19 protein-coding genes, 3 pseudogenes and 1 other annotated feature are annotated in these 25,186 nt (G+C 34.7%); of the genes and pseudogenes, 6 read left to right on the top strand and 16 right to left on the bottom strand.

The features are described 5' to 3' along the window. Positions 1-12: 12 nt before the first annotated feature. On the top strand, positions 13-222 hold the full coding sequence (locus C568_RS36515; RefSeq protein WP_081623636.1) for an IS3 family transposase: 210 nt from the start codon (positions 13-15) through the stop codon (positions 220-222). Positions 223-449: 227 nt separating this feature from the next. Here the strand turns inward: C568_RS36515 and asnA are convergent, their stop codons facing one another. Then, complete coding sequence (gene asnA, locus C568_RS0119130; protein WP_006094420.1) at positions 450-1,433, bottom strand: aspartate--ammonia ligase; 984 nt, start codon at positions 1,431-1,433, stop codon at positions 450-452. A 70-nt stretch (positions 1,434-1,503) separates the two neighbouring features. Beyond that, positions 1,504-1,764, bottom strand: a binding site (T-box leader). 603 nt (positions 1,765-2,367) lie between these two features. Between asnA and C568_RS33265 the strand changes: the two genes are divergently transcribed. Then, positions 2,368-2,505 (top strand): DUF3934 family protein, encoded by a 138-nt coding sequence (locus C568_RS33265; protein ID WP_003196698.1) that lies wholly within the window; start codon positions 2,368-2,370, stop codon positions 2,503-2,505. Positions 2,506-2,636: 131 nt separating this feature from the next. Here the strand turns inward: C568_RS33265 and C568_RS0119140 are convergent, their stop codons facing one another. Further along, positions 2,637-5,852, bottom strand: a complete 3,216-nt coding sequence (locus tag C568_RS0119140) for a DEAD/DEAH box helicase (protein WP_018782460.1) — start codon at positions 5,850-5,852, stop codon at positions 2,637-2,639. Between the two features lie 160 nt (positions 5,853-6,012). Continuing rightward, positions 6,013-7,686, bottom strand: a complete 1,674-nt coding sequence (locus tag C568_RS0119145) for a ribonuclease J (RefSeq protein WP_018782461.1) — start codon at positions 7,684-7,686, stop codon at positions 6,013-6,015. 108 nt (positions 7,687-7,794) lie between these two features. On the opposite strand from C568_RS0119145, the pseudogene C568_RS35620 reads away from it, so the two are divergent. Further along, positions 7,795-8,022 (top strand): annotated as a pseudogene (locus C568_RS35620) (hypothetical protein); the annotation flags it as partial. Between the two features lie 58 nt (positions 8,023-8,080). Here the strand turns inward: C568_RS35620 and C568_RS32010 are convergent. The 6 genes and pseudogenes from C568_RS32010 to C568_RS0119180 form a co-directional block, all read right to left on the bottom strand. After that, positions 8,081-8,542, bottom strand: a pseudogene (locus tag C568_RS32010) (LysE family transporter); the annotation flags it as partial. 96 nt (positions 8,543-8,638) lie between these two features. Then, positions 8,639-9,571, bottom strand: a complete 933-nt coding sequence (locus C568_RS0119160) for a response regulator (RefSeq protein ID WP_003196687.1) — start codon at positions 9,569-9,571, stop codon at positions 8,639-8,641. Position 9,572: 1 nt separating this feature from the next. Then, positions 9,573-10,886, bottom strand: coding sequence for an ATP-binding protein (locus tag C568_RS0119165; protein WP_006094415.1), 1,314 nt, complete (start codon positions 10,884-10,886; stop codon positions 9,573-9,575). A 73-nt stretch (positions 10,887-10,959) separates the two neighbouring features. Continuing rightward, positions 10,960-12,693 carry an oxaloacetate-decarboxylating malate dehydrogenase gene (gene malS, locus C568_RS0119170; protein WP_155895715.1) on the bottom strand — a complete coding sequence of 578 codons (1,734 nt, stop codon included), beginning with the start codon at positions 12,691-12,693 and terminating at the stop codon, positions 10,960-10,962. A gap of 52 nt (positions 12,694-12,745) precedes the next feature. Continuing rightward, a complete protein-coding gene (gene aspA / locus C568_RS0119175; RefSeq protein ID WP_003196682.1) occupies positions 12,746-14,185 on the bottom strand; it encodes an aspartate ammonia-lyase in 1,440 nt (479 codons plus the stop codon). A gap of 24 nt (positions 14,186-14,209) precedes the next feature. Next, positions 14,210-15,481 carry a cation:dicarboxylate symporter family transporter gene (locus tag C568_RS0119180; RefSeq protein ID WP_003196680.1) on the bottom strand — a complete coding sequence of 424 codons (1,272 nt, stop codon included), beginning with the start codon at positions 15,479-15,481 and terminating at the stop codon, positions 14,210-14,212. A 379-nt stretch (positions 15,482-15,860) separates the two neighbouring features. On the opposite strand from C568_RS0119180, the gene pyrH reads away from it, so the two are divergent. Then, on the top strand, positions 15,861-16,604 hold the full coding sequence (gene pyrH, locus C568_RS0119190; protein WP_003196676.1) for a UMP kinase: 744 nt from the start codon (positions 15,861-15,863) through the stop codon (positions 16,602-16,604). A 173-nt stretch (positions 16,605-16,777) separates the two neighbouring features. Here the strand turns inward: pyrH and C568_RS0119195 are convergent, their stop codons facing one another. Next, a complete protein-coding gene (locus tag C568_RS0119195; RefSeq protein WP_018782466.1) occupies positions 16,778-17,446 on the bottom strand; it encodes a uridine kinase in 669 nt (222 codons plus the stop codon). Between the two features lie 310 nt (positions 17,447-17,756). Between C568_RS0119195 and C568_RS0119200 the strand changes: the two genes are divergently transcribed. Next, positions 17,757-18,179 (top strand): GNAT family N-acetyltransferase, encoded by a 423-nt coding sequence (locus C568_RS0119200; RefSeq protein ID WP_003196672.1) that lies wholly within the window; start codon positions 17,757-17,759, stop codon positions 18,177-18,179. A gap of 100 nt (positions 18,180-18,279) precedes the next feature. On the opposite strand, the gene cls is transcribed toward C568_RS0119200, so the two are convergent. Next, on the bottom strand, positions 18,280-19,491 hold the full coding sequence (gene cls / locus C568_RS0119205) for a cardiolipin synthase (RefSeq protein WP_018782467.1): 1,212 nt from the start codon (positions 19,489-19,491) through the stop codon (positions 18,280-18,282). A gap of 85 nt (positions 19,492-19,576) precedes the next feature. Here cls and C568_RS0119210 point away from each other — a divergent pair. Continuing rightward, a pseudogene (locus C568_RS0119210) lies at positions 19,577-19,861 on the top strand (lipase/acyltransferase domain-containing protein); the annotation flags it as partial. Positions 19,862-19,924: 63 nt separating this feature from the next. Here C568_RS0119210 and C568_RS0119215 read toward each other — a convergent pair. From C568_RS0119215 to C568_RS0119235, 5 genes are all read right to left on the bottom strand, one after another. Continuing rightward, positions 19,925-21,070, bottom strand: a complete 1,146-nt coding sequence (locus C568_RS0119215; protein WP_018782468.1) for an ABC transporter permease — start codon at positions 21,068-21,070, stop codon at positions 19,925-19,927. A gap of 1 nt (position 21,071) precedes the next feature. Then, complete coding sequence (locus C568_RS0119220) at positions 21,072-22,181, bottom strand: ABC transporter permease (RefSeq protein WP_018782469.1); 1,110 nt, start codon at positions 22,179-22,181, stop codon at positions 21,072-21,074. A gap of 33 nt (positions 22,182-22,214) precedes the next feature. After that, entirely contained in the window at positions 22,215-23,153 is a 939-nt protein-coding gene (locus tag C568_RS0119225; RefSeq protein WP_018782470.1) for an ABC transporter ATP-binding protein, read from the bottom strand. Between the two features lie 133 nt (positions 23,154-23,286). After that, the gene (locus C568_RS0119230) at positions 23,287-24,390 is read right to left on the bottom strand and encodes a sensor histidine kinase (protein ID WP_018782471.1); all 1,104 of its coding nucleotides are present in this window, start codon (positions 24,388-24,390) and stop codon (positions 23,287-23,289) included. 4 nt (positions 24,391-24,394) lie between these two features. Continuing rightward, positions 24,395-25,033 carry a response regulator transcription factor gene (locus tag C568_RS0119235; RefSeq protein ID WP_003196658.1) on the bottom strand — a complete coding sequence of 213 codons (639 nt, stop codon included), beginning with the start codon at positions 25,031-25,033 and terminating at the stop codon, positions 24,395-24,397. Between the last annotated feature and the right edge of the window lie 153 nt (positions 25,034-25,186).

A 25,186-nucleotide genomic window follows, 5' to 3' on the forward strand; every position in this document is an offset into this window, starting at 1 on the left:
ATGAAGGCTAGTATGTCTCGGAAGGGAAACTGTTGGGACAATGCTTGTATAGAAAACTTCTTCAGCCACTTTAAGTCAGAGTGTTTTCATTTATACTCTTTCCGTAAAGCTGATGAGGTTAAATTTGCCGTGCGCAAATATATACACTTTTATAATCACCAAAGATTTCAAAAGAAATTAAATAACCTGAGTCCATATAAATATAGAACTCAGGTTACTTAGTTGTGCTTTTTGAATACAGTCTACTTGACAGGGGTCACTTCAAAATATCATGTGTCTCTTTTTTCTGCTTTATATACCACAGAAAAAGATATCTCTTGATATTTCGGATGTTTTTTGAAGAGTTTCATACCTCAAAACTAATGAAAAGATAGAGCTAATTTAAATCATGTTTGGTAAACTTATGAATCAACAGTCCCCGTTCAAAAAATAATTCGATGCATTCTTTATTAAAACAAGTGAATGTTTTCCTTCTTACACGCTTCACGCATTTCATCAGGCCATACAGAAGTTTGAACCTCACCGATATGCGCTTTACGTAAGAAGTACATGCACATTCTTGATTGCCCAATGCCACCACCAATTGTAAGCGGGAGCACGTCTTCTAAAATTCCTTTATGGAAATCGTAATCACGTTTGAAATCTTCGCCTTTCTTCGTTAACTGTTCATCAAGTGATTTACTATCAACGCGAATTCCCATTGATGATAATTCAAATGAAGATTGCAGTACTGGATGCCAGAATAAAATATCTCCGTTTAATTTCCAATCGTCATAGTCAGATGCGCGTCCATCATGCTTTTCACCAGAGCGAAGTGCATCGCCAATTCCGATAATAAAGACTGCACCATGCTCTTTCGCAATCGCGTGCTCACGATCTTTCGGCGTTAACTCTGGATATTTATCTTCTAATTCTTGAGATGTGATAAATACGATATCTTCCGGTAAATACTTCCCAAGGAACGGATATTTTTCAAACAAATGATCTTCTAAATCTTTGAATATTCCATAAATTGTACGTACTGTTTCTTGTAAGTAATCCACTGTACGCCATTCTTTTCGAACAATTTTTTCCCAATCCCATTGGTCAACGTAAATGGAATGCGTTGCATCAAGTTCCTCATCACGGCGAATCGCGTTCATGTTTGTATATAAACCTTCACCAGCTTCGTAACCATATTCATGTAGTGCAAATCGTTTCCATTTCGCTAGTGAATGAACAATTTCTAATTCTTCTCCTGAGTGAAGCATATCAAATTCAATTGGACGTTCTACACCGTTTAGGTGATCGTTTAAACCTGATTTTTTCGTTACGAATAATGGTGCAGATACGCGGAATAGTCCAAGACGTTTTGCTAATTGATCCTCAAAAAATGTTTTAACTTCCTTAATTGCGATTTGTGTCTCTCTTACTGTCATTAATGATTGATACATGTTGGTTTCCTCCTAAAATGTTTGGATGTAGTGGAAAGAAGCCAACAAAAAAAGCCCTTCTTTCCCAAAAAACTGGGACGAAAGGCTTTGGTTCCGCGGTACCACCCAAATTAGCAACAGAGGTTGCTCACTTATTCAGTACGGAGATTAGAGAAATCTCGATACTGTTCTTCTTGTAACGGCGAAGTTTCCGGCTAAGTCTACTTTCCTCTAAAGGATTTCGGTTAGCGACTCCAGGAGGTTCTTCATAACAGGCTTCGTATCAGGCTCACACCACCCCTGACTCGCTTTGACTACATCCTACTACTACTCGTCCTTTCATAGTCGTTTTGTTGTCACATCTCTGAAACATTTTATTAATGATTATTCTATACAAAAAAACAAGAAAGTCAACAAAAAGTTTGAAAATATTTTTCAATTCTTTATTTTACGGCTTTATTGATTGTTGTAAATAAAACATCTTTATAAAGTAAAACTTTAATTAGCGGTGGGGGCTTCATCCCCCACCTATCTCCTTTGCTTTTGCTGAATTTTGAGGTGTGAATCTTACCGTTCACGAATAGCGGGATAAAATTTATCGCTTCTTTTGTGGCTTCAATCCAAAAAATAATTTACTCAACGTAACCATCATGTATATGACAAGTAGTGTAATTGTCCGAAAAACAGAATCCATTGTATTTCTCATAAATTTCATTTTCTTTATAATTTTTATCATATGTAATAACATTCTACAATTCGAATAAATCTATACAAATTTCGATAATGATTTCATAATGCATCAAATTACTTCCCATTTTATGATATACTAGAGCATTCAGTTGTTTGTTCTGATCAGCAACTGTTAGGAACAAACATAGTCATGGATCGAGATTATATTTCAAAGACATTGACTACTATCAAAGTAGATTTTCTATAATAATAACGGAGTGATTATATGAGTAAAACGAAAGCTAAAGCTAAGAAGGGGACAGGTCAAGGAACAGGAAGTAAAGGCTGGAACCGCTGGCAATCTAGCGCTAAGAAAAAGAAAAATGCGAAACCTTATAAAAGTAAAGGTACAAAAAATAGTTAACAAAAATATATGATCCACTTACTTTTCTCGAAAAAGAATGTAATTATTACGTTCATAATGAAAAAAGCTATTCTTTGGCATTTACGAAAGAATAGCTTTTATTTCCTTAAAATCCTCTAATATTTACGATGTTAAATCATAAGAATCTCTCTAATTTCTTCCTCCGTAATCGAAGATAGCTTCTCCTGACCTGGCTCAATCACTTCTGCAATTAAATTCTTCTTGCTCTCTTGCAACTCATTCATTTTTTCTTCAATCGTGCCATGCGCTACTAATTTGATCACTTGTACAGTATTCTTTTGTCCCATTCGATAAGCACGGTCTGCCGCTTGCTGTTCGACTGCAGGATTCCACCATAAATCGTACAATATAACGGTATCCGCTCCTGTTAAATTGAGACCAGTACCACCAGCCCTTAAAGAAATAAGGAACAAATCCCCCTCTCCTTCGTTAAACCGATTGCATAACTCTATACGTTCACACGCCGGAGTATTCCCATCTAAATAAAAATACGGGACAGCTTGACGGTTTAACTCCCGTCCAATGATGGAAAGCATCTTCGTGAATTGTGAAAATATAAGAATTCTCTTCCCTGTACTTCTGCACTCCTCCACAATTTCTAGAAGCTGTTCAAATTTAGCTGAACTCCCCCTATAGTCATCGACAAACAAACCTGGGTGACAACAAATCTGCCGAAGTCTCGTCAAACCAGCCAAAATTCTAATTTTGTTTTTACGCAATGTATCTTTGTTTAAATGCTTTAATGTTTCTTCTCTCAACTTTGCTAAATAAGCTGCATAAAGCTTTTTTTGATCTGGTAGTAGTTCAGATGATTGTAAGTGCTCTATTTTCTCTGGTAATTCTTGCAAGACTTCTTCTTTTAAACGACGTAACACGAACGGCTTCACCCGTTTTGCAATGTTTTCACGCCTCAAGTCTCCAAACTCTTTTCTTCCTGGAAGCAATTCCGGGAATACTACATAGAAAATAGACCAAAGTTCCTCTAATGAATTCTCTACAGGAGTTCCAGTCAGTGCAAAACGATACTCTGCTTGAATCGCTTTCACTGCTTTTGCAGTTTGCGTCGTATGATTTTTAAATGCTTGTGCTTCATCAAGAAATAACGTATGGAATGGCTGTGCATATAACTTTACATCTCTTCGTAACAAAGGATACGACGTAATAATAACGTCAAACTTTGTAGCATCTTTTAAAATATTTCGGCGTTCTGTTTGATTTCCATCCACAATAATAGCTCGAATATCTGGAGCAAATTTCTTTAATTCACTTAGCCAGTTATAAACTAAAGAAGACGGCGATACGACTAATACAGGTAGCTTCTTCTCTCGAATTTCAGGCAAAATAGAAGCGATAAAAGTAATGCTTTGCAGCGTTTTACCAAGTCCCATATCATCTGCTAATATGCCACCAAAACGATAATATGCGAGTGTCTTCATCCATTCAAATCCATATTTTTGATATTCCCTAAGGACTGTAGCTAAGCTATCTGGTACAGTAAACTTTAGATTTTTAGGGCTTTGAATGTTTTCTACCAACTCTTGAACAGATTGATCTACACTCAAAACATTTCCTTCTTGAAGTGAACTCATCCATTTTACACTGCGCACGAGCGGTACATTCACTTCTTCTCCTTTTAGAATTTCTTTGCGAATACCCGATTCCTTTATAAACTGGTTAATCTCATTAAACTCCTCGCTCTCTAGGGATAGCAAGGAACCGTTCGCTAATCGATAATATTTACGTTTCTCCTCAAGTGCTGCTAATACACCTTTAATCTCAGCTTCCGGAATTCCTTTTATATCAAAACTGAATGATAACCAATCCATTCGCTCTTTCCGCCTTACCCTTATGAGAGGTGCACTGTTTCCTCTATGAATGCGCAACTTAATAGCTGTAGTCGCATAAATCTCCAGTAAACCTTTCAATTTCGGAACAACGTGATATAAAAAATTATATTCCGCTTCCTCATTATGCATAAAATAACCGCCTTCTGTTTTCGCGAAGGCACTCTCATTCATAATTTCTAAAATTTCTTGTTCTTTTTTCTCCTCCCGATTGAAAACTGAAGGTTGTCCATCCTCTTCTAACGGATTGATAACAACATTTCCATATTGGAATTCTAGTCCTGCCAGTAACCGATCCTTGACTCGATCTAAAAACAATTTGGCTTTGAGAAGTGTTTTTTCAATGCGTTCCGATACAACCTCATCAATCCGAACGTTACCAAGCTTCATTAAACCTGGTACTACTTTCGCTACGAAATGTTCCATTTTCTCAATTGAAATATGAAATTGATTACTTCTAGAACGATTCATCATTCTCTTTAATTCAATAAGCCGATTACAATCCTCCACGTTTAAACGATATAGCTTCCCTCCAAAAAGAGCATAACTATATGTATCCATTACTTGAACTTGTTGTAACCCACTAATCTCAAGTATATATCCCCCATTTACACCTTTATTGAACTCAAAATTTATAGGTAATAATCCTTTTGAGACATGTACACCATGAAATGATTTTCCATCATGCTCAACCGTTACAAATGAAGTAGCGGAAAGCAGTGAAAGCATATAATCCCAGGACGCAGGTGGAATTAAAATCATACTTTCATCTTGTTTAGCGTTTATTTGCAACGATTCTACATACATTTTTTCATTTCGGTAAATTTGAATCAGTTGTTGAATAACAGCATCCGTTTCCGGCTGAAAACTATAAGCATCTGACGTGTAAGTAAAATTATTTGAACATATGAAAGGCTCTCTTTGTTCCACTCTATTAAGAAACTCTCTAAGCTTATATACAGTGTATAACTTCTCTAACTTTACCTGAATACCAAACAGCGTCCCCCCGTTTTTAGAAGATACTGGAATACAAAAGAATTCCACATCAAGTATTTTTCGTGTATCAAATCGGTGCTGCTTACTTTTAGGTCGCAGTGGCTTTTCATCAAATAAATCCAACATACCACTCGCTAGTTGAGCATCTTTAGAGTTCATGGGATCTTTTTTTGAATTAACTTCTAACGATTGTCCACTTCGTTGAAAATTATTTATATATAGTAATACAGCTGCAATATGTTGACAATATGTATGAAAAGAAGCAAGTGAAGGACAACTGCATTCCCCAACAATATCACCATTATGAGCGGTTTCTATCTTGACATAGAAATCTCCGTTCCCCTTTACTGTTGCCTCGCAAATATTTCTCTGAGTATCGTAATTAGTAATATCAACCTTGTCTGTCTTATAATAGGCCTCACCCTTTTTATATGAGGTTTCTCCACATAATCGTTTAATTATTGTTTTATTTAATGTAAAGCTCATTATTTTGACCCTTCCCTAAAAATAAAAAATTTATCTTTCTTAACGTTATATAAAAAAAACATTAGAATACAAACATTTCTAATGTTTTTTATCTACTCTTATACAACATTTTACATGTATACACAGTAATATCAAACAGCAATTACTTAAAACAGTCCGTTTAAACTTCAATTATTATAGGAAGAATCATTGGTTTTCTTTTTGTATGTGAGTATACAAACTGTCCAAGTACATCTTTTATTTCTTTCTTAAGAACATTCCATTGACTAACATTTTCTTTTTGTAAATTGTTAATGGTTGTTACAACCAATTGGTTAATCCTCTGCAAAAAGTCTTCCGAATCACGAACATATACAAATCCACGAGAAATCATATCCGGACCAGAAATAATTTTCCCTTCTGTTTTACTAAGTGTGATAACTATAACAAGCATACCATCTTCAGAAAGCTGTTTACGATCGCGTAAGATTGCGTTTCCAACATCTCCAATACCCAATCCATCTACGTATATATTTCCTGCAGGTATTCGTCTGGATTTCCAAGCGACTTGATTCTTTATATCAACAACATCACCATTACTAATAACATAAATATTCTCTTTCTTAACACCAACGGACTCTGCTAATAGACTATGATGATGTAACATTCTAAATTCACCATGAATAGGAATGAAATATTTAGGTTTCATTAAAGTAAGCATTAATTTTAATTCTTCTTGATAGGCATGTCCAGAAACATGCATTCCCGTTGAACTGCCCGATCCATAAATAACATTGGCTCCCAATAAAAATAAATTATCTATAATACGTGAAACATTACGTTCATTTCCTGGGATAGGAGTTGCGGCTAAAATGACAGTATCTTCAGATAGGATATCTACCTGTCGATAGTTTCCACTGGCTAAACGGGATAAAGCAGCCATAGGTTCACCTTGACTTCCAGTACAAAGAATAGCTACCCTTTCTGGGTCCATTTGATTGATCTCATTTGCTTCTATTAACATTCCCTCAGGAATATTCAAATAACCTTGTTCTAAAGCAACAGACACTACATTAACCATACTCCTCCCAAGCAAAGCAAGCTTTCTATTCGTTTTTATAGCCGCATCTACCACTTGCTGTACGCGATTAACATTAGAAGCAAATGTAGAAACAATGACTTTTCTACGAGCTTTGATGAACGCTTCTTCAATGCGCTCACCTACAGATCGTTCTGATGGAGTAAATCCAGGGCGTTCTGCATTCGTACTTTCAGAGAGCAGAGCTAAAACGCCATCACTTCCGATTTTAGCCATTTTATGAATATCTGGGTATTGATTATTTACAGGAGTCAAATCAAATTTGAAGTCGCCTGTATGTACTACAGTACCTTCTGGTGTATAAAAAGCAATACCAAGGCAGTCAGGAATACTGTGATTCGTTTTAAAAAACGTCAAGCTTATTGAACCAAATTCAATAACCGATTCAGAATCAATAACAAATAATTGCGTTAAATTTTGAAGCCCATGTTCTTTTAATTTAATTCCAATTAAACCGATTGTTAATTTTGTTGCATAAATTGGTACATTCAATTGTTTTAATAGATACGGGATACCGCCAATATGATCTTCGTGTCCATGTGTAACAACTAAACCGCGAATTTTATCCTTATTTTCTTGCAAGTATGTAGTATCCGGGATAATCAGATCAATTCCTAATAAACTTTCATCTGGAAACTTAGAACCGCAATCAATTACCACAATATCATTTGAATATTGTATGGCATACATATTTTTCCCTATTTCATTTACTCCACCTAAAGCAAAAATGGATAGTGCATTTTCTACTGTGCTCAAAGTTAATCCCCCTTTGGGAAAACATTCAAATATATTCGAAGAAATATGGAATTCTTTTTTATGATTAACCCATCTAACTAAAGATTATTCTGATTTATAGCCGAATAAATATTTTTTCATATTTACATGAAAAGAATGGTTTTACATGAAGATGAAGATTTACGTCCGTCATCTAACATACATCATCGTGATAAATATGCTATGGAGTTTTCAGATGAATATGTGGATCACTCTAAGATACAAAAAGTGCATTCACCTGGAAAAGTGGAAGATACGAATGATAAAATAAATAATAGAAAAGGTGGCTTTTGCCATTCCAAAAAAGACATACTCTAATTATATTTTTAAAAGGATAGCTAAGGCATAATTATTTTCTTCCTTGGCTATCCTTCTCTTATATGAGATCCCCAACCCCTTTAATTGCTTCATATCCAAACCCAACTAAAACAATTCCCGCAAAAATAGAAATCCATTTCATCATACGATTATCTAAAAGTCTTCTTCCAAAATGAATAGAAGTCGCCATAAATAAATCCCAAATCATAATCCCAACAAATATTGTAATGCTGTACAATAACGCTTGTTCTTTGCCTACTGCACCAATCGCACTTGTTAAGACAGCTCCGTAAATGCCAATCTAAAATATAATATTAAGTGGATTAGAAATTGCAATTAAAAATCCTGAAGCAAATGATTTCATTGGGTGTTCTCTTTCTCCATTCCCTTTACTCTCCACCTGCTTAGAAGCATCTTTTATACTTTCATATCCAAGATATAGTAGCGTAAAAAAGACAAATATCCAAATAATTAACTTCGCACCAGGTGTTGTTAAATAGACAGAAACACCAAAATAAATTTATATTCAATTACACCCTTTTATTACTATTAAATGGATAATATTCGAAATTTTAATCATAGAAAAAAGGACGCTCATTTGTAAGCATCCTCTTTTCTATTCTACCTCCATCAACCTTTTCGCCTCAAAATACAACACTTGAATAAACTTCTTCGTATTAATTCTCGTATGCCCGGAAGTTGCTAGTTCTTCCTTCGTCATTTCTGTCATACGTTTACGAACAATGGTAAAATCAAAAAATTTCGGAGCGTAGCTTTCAAATTTAGGGTTTGAAAAATCAGTTAAACCCAGAGAGGCCAAATGATTTAATGACTGATAAATCGCTCGGCGCACCCTTTGTTCTGAAGCTTTTCTTTCTTTATCAATTTCCGTTTCTGAGGCTGCACCACCTAATTTTTTGACCGTAATATAGTGAAAAATATCTTTCAATGCTGGAAAACCATATTCAAATGTTTTTTCCTTTTCTTGTCCCAATAAATATTCCAACATACTAAGTAAATCTTTACTTCCATTCTCTCCAGCAATACCAAGTTCTGATAATAAATAGCGACCTGAGTCCATTATCTTCTTCTCTTCTAGCAACGGTTCATTTCGCACCTGCGGTTGTTCCCATTGAAAGACGTTATTCAGTGATTTTTGAATATCTTGTATAGATCGCTCCAGACGAATACGATCCATCACTTTTCGCACAACAGATACAACCTCAATTTTATTCAATGGTTTCGTAATATAATATTCAACACCTAGAGAATACGCTTCTCCAATTAATTGTTTCGACTCAACTTGAGAAATCATAATTATTTTTCCTGTAAACGACGGTGCAATATGACGTACTGTTTCAATGCCATCGCGAATTGGCATTAATAAATCAATAAATAAAATATCTACCTTTTTAAAATTCAACTGATCTACTTCAACAAAAGCACCATCTTCCGCTTCTCCCACTACTTCTCCAAGATCACCATCTTCAATAATTTGTGATAGCATAGAGCGGAATACTTCATCATCATCTACGATATAATAAAACACTCTATTCCCCCTCTCGCGTTAAACTAGACTCTGGTAAACGGACAATAAACTTGCATCCTCTGCCGCTCTCCCTGCATTGCAGATTCACTTCTCCCCCAAGTTCTGTAACCATCTCTTTTATATAAGAAAGACCAATTCCTGTAGATGGTGTACCTGTTTGATCATACTTCGACGTAAAACCTGGTTTAAATACGAGTTTTTTATATTTTGGTGAAATACCGGGACCATCATCTATTACTTCAAACATTATATTTCTTTCTTGTTTATATGTCTTTATTATAATTGTACCAGTGTTCTCAATTGCTTCAACAGCATTTGCCACTAAATTATTTAATATCGACAATACAGTATAAACATGATATTCCTCATGCTCACCTTCTATGTTTTTAGAAAATGTTATCTCTTTCCCTAATAGCTGGGCGTACTTCTCATTTATCCTGACAATCATTTCTGTCAACTCATGACCTTCTATGTATTCAGAAAGATTTTTATCTAATAAAAGCTTTGATAACCCCGCAAAAATTCTTTGATTGTCTTTTTTTATTTCGTGTACTTCCCCAGCAATTTTTAATACTTTTTTACTATGTATTTCTATGCCACCTGCATCATTACTAGCTTGTAAATTTCGATATAATTGATATGCTTCTTGTGTAATTAATTCTGCATTTTGAAGTGTCTTTTTTAAATGAACAGATTCCACATATAAGTTAGAAAGATGCATTAACATTTTTTCATTTTCTTTCCGGACTTGTGCTTCCTTTAATTTCGTTTCATATAGACTCATCATATTTAAGAAACCAAGGGCAAAGAAGCTTCGAAAAACAGCGATAATAATCAATTTATTTATTTCAGAAATCGTAATTGTTGTACCAAGCACTAAAACATGATAAAAAGTAAGTTCTGACATACTTGCTATAATCTCAATTGTAATCCCAAGGCACCCTATTATAAATGGTTTCTGATGAAATTTATTCACTCTACATAATGAAAAAAGACTTCCATACACAAAATAATAAAAGAACACTGGATAACGCAAATAAAAAGAATCAGTTATATGAAAAGACCCTTGTAGCATCCAATCAAGACAAATCCGAACTCCTACCACCGATAACCCGACGAATACACCGGCTACTGCCGCTGGTATTTTACGTAAAAATAACAATAAAAAGAAAAAGATTGGCGTCCCAAAACTTACACGAAAGGTATCATTAAACGGATGAAAATTTAATTCTCCGGCAATTGGAACAATTAATATCAAAATAATTAAAAGGGACATATCTTTCTTCCACAATTGATTCCAATTCAAAGATGCCACTTCCTATTTATGAAATATATTTTTCAAAAATTGAACAAGGAAAGCCCGCTTATAATATAAACGGGCTTTATTTCTATATTGTTACCTGTTTAGCTGCTTTTACTTGGCGATATTCAGGTTGCCACATTGCCTCTTTAACAGCTTTTCTGATATCGTTATCACTGAATTCCTCACGAGTAACCCCTTCAGCAACTGCTGCTTTAGCTACTTCAATTGCTACTATCTCTGAGATGTTACGTAGTTCTTCTACCTCCGGAAGAATAGGTGCTCCTGGTTGACTTGTATCTACCATGCTTGCCACTGCTTCTGCTGCTGCTGCAAACATACCATCTGTCATTACACTCGCACGAACAACAATTGTTCCAAGACCAAGCCCTGGGAAGATAAGCGCATTATTTGATTGTCCGATTACATACGTAACACCATCATATGTAACTGGCTCAAATGGGCTTCCAGTTGCCACAAGTGCCCGTCCTTCTGTCCAATGTATTAAATCTACCGGTTTTGCTTCTGCAAGCGGTGTTGGATTCGACATTGGTAAAATAATTGGTCGTTCTACATGAGAAGCCATTTCTTTTACAATTTCTTCTGTAAATGCACCAGCTACTGTTGATGTACCAATTAAAATTGTTGGTTGTACATGTTTCACAACTTCTGCAAGCCCAACCGTTTCACTTTGCTTCCATTCGTTCACTTCAGATTCCATACGTGTATATGGGAGTTGGAAATCAAGAAGACCTTCCATATTATCTGTAAGTAAACCATTACGGTCAATACACCAGAAGCGCTCGTTTGCTTCTTTCTCTGATAGCCCAGCACGAACCATCGCATCTCGCACTTGATCAGCGATTCCAATTCCAGCTGTACCAGCTCCAAAGACAACAACTCGGTGTTCACAAAGTGGGACACCTGAAATTTTCACTGCTGATAATACAGCTGCAAGTGAAACTGCACCAGTTCCTTGAATATCATCATTAAATGTACATACATGATCACGATATTTGTCTAAAATTTTACGTGCATTGCGTGAGCTAAAGTCTTCCCAGTGCAACAATGCTTTTGGAAACTTGTTACATACAGCTTTTACAAATGTATCGATAAATGTATCATAGGCCTCGCCAGTTATACGAGGATGACGGTTTCCAATATAAAACGGATTACTTAAAAGATCCTCACGGTTCGTACCAACATCTAAAATAACAGGTAATACACGACTAGGATCGATTCCAACTGCTGCTGTATAAACTGCTAACTTCCCAATAGCAATATTAATACCACCAACACCCCAGTCACCAATTCCTAATATTCCTTCACCATCTGTTACAACAACTAAATCAATATTTTCAGCTGTTGCACCAATGTTAGAAAACGCTTCTTCTATGCCAGAAGGATCATTTATGGATAAATACACTCCACGTGGTTTACGATACTCATGACTATATCTTTGAATGGCTACACCAACAGTTGGCGTGTACACAATTGGAAGCATCTCACGTAAATGATCTGTAAGTAAACGATAAAATAACACTTCATTACGATCATGGAGTGCTGTTAAATATACGTTTTTTAATAAATCGTCTGGCTGTGAACAAAACTGTTCATACGCACGGCGTGCTTGTTCATCCAATGTTAATACCGCAGGTGGTAATAACCCTTTTAGCCCTAGTTCTTCTCTTTCTTCTTCTGTAAAAGCAACCCCTTTATTTAAAAGTGGTGTAGCTAATACTTCTACTCCTCTTAATGTCGTTTCTAATACACCATTAGAGGTAACTGTAAATTTACTCATACCATCCCTACCTTTATTTATATATGCCATTTCTATATTGTAAACAAAAAAGAGGGGAATGTCCCCTCCTCTTTTAATTTTTCTTTAAAAGAGTTGCTCCCGCAATCCCCGGATGTGTCATTTCATATGGATCTAAAATTAAATCTAACTCTTCTTGTGACAGCACACCATTTTTTAAGCAAAGCTCCCTAACAGATTGCCCTGTCGCAATTGCTTCTTTAGCAACGCGAGCCGCTGCTTCATAACCAATATGTGGATTCACTGCCGTAATAATTCCTACACTTTTCTCAACATATTCTTTCAAGTGTCCTTCATTTGCTTCAATTCCTTTTAGACAATTATCTGTAAAGGCACGGAAACCGTTATTCATAATACTAATCGATTGAAGTAAGTTGAAAACAAGTACTGGCTCCATAACGTTTAGCTCTAATTGACCCGCCTCTGACGCAAGACAAATCGTATGATCATTACCGATTACTTGGAACGCGATTTGATTAATCACTTCTGGCATAACAGGGTTTACTTTCCCTGGCATAATAGATGAACCTGGTTGACGAGCTGGAAGCATAATTTCTGCAAGTCCAACACGTGGACCAGATGCCATTAAGCGTAAATCATTCGCGATTTTGGACATGTTCATCATACATACTTTCAGTGCAGCTGATACTTCCGTATATGCATCTGTATTTTGCGTTGCATCTACTAAATCTTCCGCTCCAACAAGAGGTAGTTCACTAATTGAAGCTAAATGTTTTACCACCGCTTCAATATACTCAGGATCCGCATTTAATCCTGTACCAACTGCTGTTGCTCCCATATTTACTTCATATAAATGTTGACGGGATTGCTGAATTCGTTTCATATCACGTCCAATTACACGAGCATATGCTTTAAATTCTTGTCCAAGACGAATTGGTACAGCATCTTGTAAATGTGTGCGCCCCATTTTAATCACATGGTCAAATTGCTCTGCTTTTAATTCGAATACATCATGCATATAGCCCATTGTTTGTAGTAACACTTCTAGTGCATTTAATGTCGCAATATGAATTGCTGTTGGGAATGCATCATTTGTTGATTGTGCCATATTCACGTGGCTATTTGGACTAATATAATGATAGTCTCCCTTTTCCATTTCTAATAATTCAAGGGCACGATTGGCAATGACTTCATTCGCATTCATATTCATAGAAGTTCCTGCTCCGCCTTGAATCGGATCCACGATAAAATGATCATGCCATTTCCCTTCAAGAATCTCTTGTGCTGCTTCAGCAATTGCGCCACCTTTTTTCAGTTCCAATCTTCCTACATCAGTGTTCGCCAGTGCGGCTGCTTTTTTTACAATTGCCAAAGCTTTAATTAAACCTTCATGGATTTTATACCCTGTAATTGGAAAGTTTTCTACAGCACGCATCGTTTGAACTCCATAATAAGCATGCGTTGGCACTTCTTTTTCACCTAAAAAATCTTTTTCAATTCGTACATTTTTTGTAGTTTCAGTTAATGTTGCCATTATTACTCACTCCTCATCTATTTCTTATGCTGCTTCTGTTTGTTTGACTGTTTCTACATATTGTTTCGCTTTCTCATGATCAAATTCGCCTTCCCACTTCGACATCACGATGGCCGCTAATGCATTCCCTAATACATTGACAGATGAGCGAATCATATCTAAAATGCGGTCGATACCAGCAATTAACGCGATACCTTCTAACGGTAATCCCATTGAACCTAATGTTGCTAATACAACAACAAATGAAGCACCTGGAACTCCTGCCATTCCTTTTGACGTCAGCATGAGAACAAATAACAATGTAATCTGCTGCGTTAATGGCATGTGCACTCCATACATTTGAGCGACGAACAATGCTGCTAATGCTTGGTAAATAGCCGAACCAGTTAAATTAAATGTATACCCTGTTGGAATAACGAAAGAAGCAACTGCCTTCGGACAACCGAACTCTTCCATTTTTCTCATTATATTAGGTAAAACAGCTTCTGAACTTGCTGTTGTAAACGAAAGAATAAGTTCTTCTTTTAAAACTTTCATTAATGTAAAAATGTTTATCCCTACCATTCGTGCATTAATACCTAATACAACAATAACAAATAGTATAACAGTTACATACACAGCTAGCACTAATTTTCCTAAAGGAAGTAGTGTTGCCACACCAAATTTTGCAACCGTAACAGCAATCAGTGCAAATACACCAAATGGCGCAAACTTCATAACCTGATTTGTAACCCAAAACATCGCTTCGAGCACACCTTCAAAGAAATTAAACACCGGTTTTCCTTTTTCCCCAATTGCTGCAACTCCTAAACCAAATAACACAGAGAAGAAAATAATCGGTAATAAGTCTCCTTGTGCAATTGATTCAAATACGTTCTTTGGTACGATGTGAACAATCGTTTCTGCAAAACCTTTTTTCTCTGTTGCATCAGCCGTCTGTTTATATGATGAAATATCACTTTGCTGTAAGTTATTCATATCAACACCCGTTCCTGGATGGAACACGTTTGCTGCGATTAATCCCATTAAGATCGCGATTGTTGTGATAATTTCAAAATAGAGAATCGTCTTACCGCCTAATTTTCCGAGCTTTTTCATATCCCCTACACCAGCTACTGCAACAATCAGCGCTGAAATAACGATCGGTACTACAATCATTTTAATTAAATGGATAAATATATCCCCAATTGGTGTGATATAAGAAATTGCTGTTTTATTGCCATAAAAGATTGCCCCTACTACAATCCCTAAGACAAGTGCAACAAAAATCTGTGTTGCTAATCCGAATTTTTTCATATATTTTCATCCCTTCATGCGAACGCTTTCAATTTGTATTTACAAAAGCTTACTCACATAATATAGGCGAACCTACAAAATCAGACAAAAAACTACAGATTCGTCACAAAAAATTCGAATTTTTTTCTTTAAATATTCATTGACACCCTTTGAAGATAAAAAAATGAAAATAACATTGATAAAACACCAAAGTATTTTATATAATCTAAAAAGTAAGTTTATTTGAACGTAAATGAGATGAAAAGGAGTTGATATTATGAAGAATCATACAAAAGATCTCATTATAGCTCTTCCTTTTTCTATTTCATTTTCTCGTAAAGGAGCAAAGGCATTCGCCTCTGCTCCTTTTTTATTGCCATATGTATAGGAGGGAAAATCCATGAAACCATACAAACGTGTTCTAATTAAATTAAGTGGTGGTGCTTTAGCTGATCAAGATGGAAATAGTTTCGGTTCCAAACGTTTAGAACATATCGCAACGGAGATTTTATCAATCGTCGATTTAGGTATTGAAGTTTCTCTTGTCGTTGGTGGAGGAAACATTTTCAGAGGAAACTTAGCTGAAGAATGGGGGATTGATCGCGTTGAAGCAGACAATATAGGGACATTAGGTACAATTATTAATAGTCTCATGCTGCGCGGTGTATTAACAAGTAAGACAGATAAAGAAGTACGCGTTATGACATCTATCCCCTTTACAGCCGTGGCAGAACCCTACATCCGTTTACGGGCTGTTCATCATTTAGATAAAGGGTATATCGTTATCTTTGGCGGCGGGAATGGGCAACCGTTCGTTACGACAGATTACCCGAGTGTCCAGCGAGCAATCGAAATGAATAGCGATGCCATTTTAGTTGCAAAACAAGGTGTAGACGGTGTTTTTACAAGTGACCCAAAACGAAATAAATCAGCAAAAATGTATCGTCATTTAAATTATAATGATGTCGTTCGAAACAATATAAAAGTGATGGATCAATCAGCCTTATTACTTGCTCGCGACTACCATTTACCAGCTCATATCTTTAATTTTGATGAACCTGGAGTTATGAAAAAAATATGCTTAGGTGAGCATATTGGCACATTAATTAATCATGAGTTAACGGAACTCGTAGAAGAAAAGTGACTTTTTCTAGAGTAAAAAAACTGCAACTTTGACTTTAAAAATAGGTGCGGTATTTTCCGCACCTTACTCTTTCTAAAAAAGTAGTATCATAACAATATAAAAAAACTGTGCCCCAATTATACACAATTCATGAAACGCCCTTCCAATAACTGTTATCAGTATCACTGTTACAATCACAAACTCTTAAATAAAACCTTCGGTGCTTCAATATCATTATTAATTAAAACTACCTCTGCACATTCCTTCGGTCCATGCTCTTCTATATACATATGACAAGCAGCGTGATACCTTTGTAAAAACATTCTCTCTGCCTTTTCTTTATTCCAAAAGTTTTTTGCTTCTCGACTCGAACCACGTTCTCTCGCAATTTCAAAATCCGTTACTACGAATATTTTATAATCAAATAAATGTTGCAACTCTTTTTTTAATAAAAAAGTACCATCAATTATAAATACCATGTCATTTGAAGCAAGTATGGGATCTGGTTCAATATACATATCCGTTTCTAAATCATGTGATCTCATATCATATCGCATATCACCACCAGGCCCTAACGGAATCAATAACCGCTCAGCAAATGCCTTATAATCATGAGCATCTTCATAATATCCTTTAGCCGATTCCTTACCTTGTGAATATCTAACTATTCTTGGATTATGGAAATTATCTATACTTGTTCGAACAGCTTTTCCTCCCTGCAAATGAATTTCTTTCTGTAACTCATTTGCAAATGTTGTTTTCCCAGAAGCTGTTATACCACTAACACCGACTCTTAAGGGATGATCTAATTTAACCATGAATATACGCTCTACAATCTCACGAATAATAGTTTGACGATTCAATTCCATCCTCCTCAACCATCTTTGTTTATCCTTCAAAAGATATTTTGATGAAAAAATACGTTTCGAGTATGAAATTTCATACAATTTATTCTCGCTTTTTAATTGTTATATGGTTTGAACAATTAAAATAACACTCTGAATGGTATTACTTTCAACACATTCACAATAGATGTTTTAAAAAACAATAACCAGAATATTAGGATATTTATGTTAAAATAAGTATATTGAGATGATGAAGATACGTATTCAAGAAAAAGTAATTCATTTTATATTCTAAATCATTTCACAAAAATTGCAGGAGGAGAAATTAATGAATTTACATATTACGAAAGAATTAAATGGAACTGATAAAAACAACGTTAACAATCGGCTTTATGAATATAATTTAAAGTATTTCCCAGTGGATTTAAGAGGTAGATACCAAGAGATTAATTTATTTCTTAAGGATGAAAACAGCAAGGTTCGCGGAGGAATATTAGGTGAAATTTGCTGGAATTGGTTAGAGATTCATACTTTTATAATTGATGAAGACATACGCAAACTAGGTTATGGGACTAAACTTTTATTAGAAATCGAACAAATAGCTTTAGAAAAGAATTGTGATTTCATAAAAGTGGATACTTTAAGCTTTCAAGCATTAGACTTTTATAAAAAGCACGGTTATCAAGAATTTGGTGTCCTTGATAATGTCGGCAGAGACTATAAACATTACTATTTAAAAAAAGACTTATAGATCATTTAATTTTTGAAAACTTGGATTGAAAACACTACAATGAAAATTAAAATGCTCAGAGAATAAACTCTAAGCATTTTAATTTTCATTTATATGATTCCTATAAATAATAATTAACCAACCATGCTATTTTTTCTTTACACTTCTCTAAAAATGATAAATTTGCAAAGAATGATGAAGTTATCTCCTTTGAATCTTGAAAATCTTGTGTTAACGCTTGATTTATTTGTTGAATCATCGGGCCACCATATACATAAAAATCCATCTCATCATTAATATGAAAACTACGCGAAGTGAAATTTGTTGTACCAATCACAGTTATTTCGTTGTCGAGTATCATTGCTTTCCCATGAAACATCCCCTTTTTATATCCATATACAGTAATTCCATTTTCAATTGACTGACGAATATATGGGTAGGCTGCTTCTTTAATAAGCGGAACGTCCGGTTTGTAAGACCAAAGTATTTTCACCGATACTCCCCGCTTTCGTGCCTGAATTAAAGCATTCATAAGTTCTTTATCTGTCGGTATAAAATAGGGCGTGGCAATCACGATAGAACGCTTTGCTTCTTTTATTAATTCCATATACTTCGTAACAACTTTATGTCCATTATAACTAGACATAGTGTGTAACGTCTTTCCTTTAATAGTAGATTGAGCTGTTCTTGCAATTTCTTCTGAAGTATCCCGTTTCCAATCTAACGCAAACTGCTCCTCTAAATCCGTTACCCCTTCTCCCTGCAATCGCACATGATAATCTCGCCAATATCCAAAGCGCTTATCTTTCCCTAAGTATTCATTACCTATATTAAAACCACCACTATACCCTATTTTCCCATCTATCGTTGTAATACGGCGATGATTACGATGATGGAGCGAATAAAAAAAGAATGGGAACTCCGGTTTCCTGCTGTATGTAAAATGGACGCCACTTGCCTGCAATTCATTTTTATATTTTCTTTCAAAAGATAAATCATTAATCCAATCAACCGATAAGTATACTTGTACCCCTTCTTTTGCTTTTTCCTTTAACAAATTTAAGAAAGTATGGCTACTTTTATCATTCGAAATGATATAGAAATACGTGAAGATAGAATCTTTCGCTTCTTTTATATCGGAAAAAAGCTGATGATATAGCGTTTTTCCCTCTACATATAATTGAAAATCACTATAACGAGGAGCATACTCTTTCCGTTGGTTTTTATCAGCTTCCACTTTCCTTCCTAGCGTTACATCAATATGCATCCAAACAACTAGAAAAATCACTGCACTAATGATAATAGAAATAATACGTAATATCTTTTTTGCCATGTCAGTCCCCTTTAGCTTAGACTCACTTTCATTATATAGTGTTCAACAAAATCTAATTTTAATGCTCAATAAAAAGGAGGACGCTATGAAAAACAATACAAGAAAAAAACCTATTGTTTTTGTCCCAGGACTATTTGGCTCTATGAGCAATATAATTATTCCCAGCACAGGTGATTGGAATTTCGGAATCTCTGCGTTTGTATATGAGCCTTTCATCATGATGTTAGAAAACATGGGATACGAAAGAAATAAAAATCTTTTTATCTCTTTTTATGATTGGCGACAACGAATTCAGACCGCTGCTCAAAATTATTTATTAAAAACCATTAATTTAGCAAAACACATAACAGGATCCCATAAAGTAAATTTGAAAAGATACTTTAGATTACAAACATACAAAAAGGGATGCGGCACCATACCGCATCCCTTCCTATTACATAAAATTCCTCGCGTCATTATTACGACCAAACTTATAAATCGCAATTAAGAAGAAGGCAATTGCAAAAGCAAACAAAATTAAAATGTTTAAATATAAATCTGCAATTGGCGTCCCTTGTTGTAATTTTCCTATCGTATCTAATAACCAACGTTGAGGGAGAAAATCAGCTATTTTTTGCACGGATGTTGGCATAATTTCAAACGGAAAGAAGCATCCGGCAAGTAAGCACGTTGGTGTTATTATAATATTTTGCATAGCATTTGCAGAAGTTGCATTTTTCGCAAAAGATACAATGGCTAGTGACATACCAATTGCTACTAAAGCAAATATCATCAGTACGCCAATCATGACCATAAATGGCATATTGATATTCGTATGAAAAACGTTCGTCATAAATAACACTGCGACAACAATTTGAACGACTAAAACAATCATATTAACAGCTACGTTAGATAATATAAATTTTTTCCCATCTATCGGTGTTGATAATAATCTAAAATACGTTCTATTCTCTTTTTCCTTTAAAATGAGTTCTGATAAATTCACCGCTGAAAACAACATAAACATAATGAGATAACCGACAGTTTGATTCGTCATATCTTTATTTTTTGAAGTATCTTGAAGCGTCTCAGCTTTTACTTTAAATGAACTTTTTTGATAACCCGCATACATGTTATCAAACGTACTTTGATCATTTTGCGCGACTTTACTAATAGCAACTATATTATCAATATAATTATACAAGTATGATTTTACAAACCCTGTTACTTGATCACCTTTTATCGATGCAACCTCAATATGACTCGGTTTCCCATCTCGAACACTTTGTGAAAAACCTTTATTTAACGTAATTACTCCATCAAGTTTTTTCGAAGTAAGCTTATCTTCTACTTCTGATTCCTTAATCTTACTCACTTTTACATGATTTAATCCCTCTAAAAACTTCACCGTATCATTTGCTATATACTGATTTTCTTTATTTACAACCCCAATGTTTAACGTCCCTTGCCCTACATTTCCATATATCGAAAAAGAAATTAAAGACCCTATTATTGGTAAACCAATAATAATTAGTAATCCTTTTTTATTTTTCAAAAGCACAGATAATGTTTTTTGTATAAGCCATAAAATATCTTTCATACTATAACCCCTCCCGTCTGCGTAATGCGATAATCGCAAGCAATAAAAAGAGTGCTGAAATACCAAGATTTAAAAAGATAACGGGTAATGCAGCTCCTATGTCATTTGCATAAACAATTTTCATAATCGCTGTATTCGCCCATGTTAATGGTGATAAATTCGTAACTACATTTTCTTCAACTACGAAATATGCTCCTCCAAAAATAGAAGCTAATTGCACAACAACCATAATAATCGCTTTAGATGCTTCTCCTGTTTTTGTAATATATCCAATTCCTAATCCAAAGCTAATTGCAAGCAAGACTTCCGTTAATAAAATAAGAAAGATTACTCCAAGATGGTCACCCCAATTCGCCTTATAGACAAATTTACTAAAGAAAACGACGAGAAGTAGACAAAGCGTATTTGCTACAAGACTACCAAATATTTTTCCTATAAAAATTTCTGCTTTACTAACAGGTGCCGCAATTAAGCGATCACCCGTTTTTCTAAGTCGCTCTCCACGAATTAAATAACTTGCTCCCATCGCTGCATATAAAGCAATCATTGTCGTCATTACAATTGCATAGTAATCCATAGAACTTGGTTTTTTAGCAGCTTGTAAAGATGTTTCTTTTATATAATCATCATGATTTCCATTTGAGATAACTGTGCTAACCTTACTAAGATCCACTTTCGCAACTTCTACTGCTACATTGTACTTATCAACAAATGTCGTAAGCATCCCTTCAATGATACTTCCTTCAACACTATTTCGATCACTCTCATATAATTTCACACCGTCTTTATTCATTTCTAAATATCCGGCATATTTATTTTGTTTCACTTCTTCTTTGCCATCTATTTCATTTGAGGCTTTTTTAAAGTGAATTCCCGATTTACTTGTTTCTTTCGCAAATGCTTCAAATGATTGAGAGAACGTACTACTTGCTTCATCTTTATATAATACTTGTATATCTTTAATAGACTGGCCTTCCCCATTAAATGCATTCGTTAAAGCTGTTCCTAATACAAGCATAAGCACAATTGGGAATGCCAACATAAAAACTAATGTTCTAATATCCCGAAAGTCTCTTTTGATGTGCATAATCGCAATATTGAAGATGTTCAATCGATGAACCTCCCTTTTTCTCTTAATAAAAATTTATTTATCTCGTAAATTTCTGCCTGTCAGTGTAAGGAATACTGTTTCTAAGTTAGGCGCTTGTTCTTCTAACGAACGGATCTCAATATCATGATTAATAAAATGTTGAATAATTTTGTTTAAATTATTCAACCCTGCATCAGAATGCACTTTAATCACGTTCTCTTCGATTTGAACAGCTTTGACGCCATTAATCTCTTTTAATTTAGCTACTTCTAGATTTTCGACTGACTTCACTTCAATCCAAATATCCTTTGTATCTGTAATAATCGCTTTTAATTGTTCTTTCGTACCTTCTGCAATTACTTTACCGTGATCTACAATTGCAATTTTTGTACAAATTTCTTCTACTTCTTCCATATAGTGACTTGTATAAATAATTGTGCTCCCCATCTCATTTAATTTTCGTACAGACTGAAGAATGTAGTTTCTTGATTGCGGATCAATTCCAACGGTCGGCTCATCCATAATAATTAACTTCGGATGATGCGCAATGGCACAAGCAATGTTAAGTCTTCGTTTCATCCCACCCGAAAAGTTCTTTGGATAACTTTTATGTTTATCACTTAGTCCTACAAACTGCAATGCTTCTTCTACTCTCGCTTTTAATTCTGCACCTCGTAATCCATACAAACCCGCAAAGAATTTCACATTTTCATAGGTGGTTAACTCCTCATAAATTGCTATATCTTGCGGTACAATTCCAATGTTCATTTTCGCAAAACGATTATGTTTCTTTGTATTTTTTCCTAGTATGCTAATCTCACCTTCATTACTTCTTAACAATCCAGCAATCATATTAATTGTTGTACTTTTACCAGCACCGTTTGATCCTAGAAATCCAAATATCTCTCCTTCTTTAATAGCTAAAGACATATTATCTACTGCGATGAAATCACCAAATTTTTTTGTTAAATTTTTTATTTCTAATACGTTCATCATTTCACCCCTATTTCAGTTTCTCTGCTGTTATTATAAACAAAAAGAATGAACCTGCTCAGTGCAGAAGTTCATTCTTTTCACATGAGAATATTCACTTTTTTCATATGAGATCATTCATCTCAATCATGTCTTACTGAATCGGCAACAACATTGTTACCGAAAAGCCATTCGTTCCATCTACAATTATTTTCCCATTAACAGACGCTGTTCTCTCCTCCATCCCAATAATACCGAGTCCTTTTTTAACAAAGACTACACCCTTCCCGTTATCTTTCACCTGTACCTTGACCATCTTGTTAAGTACATGAATATCTATTGAAATAACTGTCGCATCAGCATATTTCATCGCATTCGTTAACGCCTCCGTAATATTTTCACCAATGATTTTCCATTGGATAGGGGAAATTGTATCCAAATTCCCTTTATACACAAACGGAATTTTTATATCATGCTTGCCCGCAAACTCATCTATGAATAATTTCATACGATGAATTCCAATTTGTTCAGTTGGTGGTTTCATATTTTTAAGGGTAATTCTAATATTTTCAATCCCATCTTTAGAAATATGAATCGCATTTTGTAGTAACTCCGTAGCTTTGTCTTTATCTATTTCCATCAATCTCTTTGCTGCTTCCATTTGAATAAGTGCACCTGTCATGGAGTGACCAATTTTATCATGAATTTCTTGTGATAATCGATTTCGTTCTTCTAATTTAAATGTGTATTCTGATTGCCTTATGTATTCTTTATTTTCATGTAAACTTTTTGCGAGCCGCTGCATATCTTTTCGCATCTTATCATTTTGCTTTTCAAGCTTTAGTAATCGTACTATGTAACGGTCTGCCATCGTTAAAACAAGAAAACAAAATGCAGTAATGAGTCCATATGTCATTTGAACACTTTCATCCGCAAAAACGATAGGGAGAATCATAATGAAAAAGATCTGCCATTTCTTTTCTATGTAATAAGATACAATTTCGTATAAGTTCAAAGGTAAAAACAAAATAAAAAACGGATGAATCCTCCATGTAAACAAAGCGATAATACCGATTGATAGTCCAATTAATATTTTTTTATACGCATCTTTTTTTAAAATAGAAATTGTCACGTTTACACAAAGGTACGAAAGCAAAGTAAATATAACCCACGGTAAGTTCATAACATTTGAGTGAATATAACTGAACACTATATATAAGAAGACAATTAATTTACTTACAATGAACCAAAACTCCATAAAATCAGTCTACTTTCCCTGTTAAATAATAAATCGCAATTTGCGTACGATGTTCAAGACCCGTTTTCCCTAAAATAGACGTAATATAATTTGCAATTGTTCCTTCTGATATAAAAAGCTGTTTTGAAATTTCTTTATTAGAGAAACCTTTTGCAATTAATGCAATAATACTGAGTTCCCTCTCTGTAAAAAGAGTCTTATCTATTTTCGACTCCTCTTCTTTATTTTCCAGTAAGTTACACTTAATTTTATCAAGCACTACGTCTTGCATAACAGTTTGCCCGTTATATACTCCTTTTATCGCATCACGAATGCGCTCCGGGTCGTTATTTTTTAACAAATAACCTTTCGCTCCGTTTTTTACTGCCTCCAAAATATACTCATCATCATCAAATGTCGTTAAAATAAGCGGCTTTGTTTTTGTCTCCTCACAAATTAGCTTCGTCGCCTCTACACCATTCATATTTGGCATTCGAACATCTAAAAGTGCAATATCTACATCATGTTTTTTGCAATAATCTAGAGCCTCTTGCCCATCATTTACTGTTTCTAGCACTTCGAATTCTTCGTATGTACTTAAAATAATTTTCATGCCTTCTCTAATAAAAGAGTTATCATCGGCTATCAATACTTTTATTTTCATGTTTGTTAGTATAGGAGTTCCTCTACTAACATTCACATCCTTTCTCCATGTAACATTTCCCTATTTCTCATTATATACTTCTCTATAACATTTTTTCACACCTTTTGAAGTAGCCTCTTCTCTTAAAATATATTATTCTTTTTTTACATCATG

It is taken from the genome of Bacillus sp. 95MFCvi2.1 (genome assembly GCF_000374965.1).
Lineage (GTDB): Bacteria > Bacillota > Bacilli > Bacillales > Bacillaceae_G > Bacillus_A > Bacillus_A pseudomycoides.

What these genes read in the sequence shown, in the direction of transcription:
- C568_RS0119225 (WP_018782470.1), bottom strand. Translation starts at nt 23,153, where the DNA reads ATGAACGTATTAGAAATAAAAAATTTAACAAAAAAATTTGGTGATTTC.
- C568_RS0119235 (WP_003196658.1), bottom strand. Translation starts at nt 25,033, where the DNA reads ATGAAAATAAAAGTATTGATAGCCGATGATAACTCTTTTATTAGAGAA.
- aspA (WP_003196682.1), bottom strand. Translation starts at nt 14,185, where the DNA reads ATGGCAACATTAACTGAAACTACAAAAAATGTACGAATTGAAAAAGAT.
- C568_RS0119180 (WP_003196680.1), bottom strand. Translation starts at nt 15,481, where the DNA reads ATGAAAAAATTCGGATTAGCAACACAGATTTTTGTTGCACTTGTCTTA.
- C568_RS36515 (WP_081623636.1), top strand. Translation starts at nt 13, where the DNA reads ATGTCTCGGAAGGGAAACTGTTGGGACAATGCTTGTATAGAAAACTTC.
- C568_RS0119215 (WP_018782468.1), bottom strand. Translation starts at nt 21,070, where the DNA reads ATGAAAGATATTTTATGGCTTATACAAAAAACATTATCTGTGCTTTTG.
- C568_RS0119140 (WP_018782460.1), bottom strand. Translation starts at nt 5,852, where the DNA reads ATGAGCTTTACATTAAATAAAACAATAATTAAACGATTATGTGGAGAA.
- asnA (WP_006094420.1), bottom strand. Translation starts at nt 1,433, where the DNA reads ATGTATCAATCATTAATGACAGTAAGAGAGACACAAATCGCAATTAAG.
- C568_RS0119200 (WP_003196672.1), top strand. Translation starts at nt 17,757, where the DNA reads ATGAATTTACATATTACGAAAGAATTAAATGGAACTGATAAAAACAAC.
- C568_RS33265 (WP_003196698.1), top strand. Translation starts at nt 2,368, where the DNA reads ATGAGTAAAACGAAAGCTAAAGCTAAGAAGGGGACAGGTCAAGGAACA.
- C568_RS0119230 (WP_018782471.1), bottom strand. Translation starts at nt 24,390, where the DNA reads ATGGAGTTTTGGTTCATTGTAAGTAAATTAATTGTCTTCTTATATATA.
- cls (WP_018782467.1), bottom strand. Translation starts at nt 19,491, where the DNA reads ATGGCAAAAAAGATATTACGTATTATTTCTATTATCATTAGTGCAGTG.
- pyrH (WP_003196676.1), top strand. Translation starts at nt 15,861, where the DNA reads ATGAAACCATACAAACGTGTTCTAATTAAATTAAGTGGTGGTGCTTTA.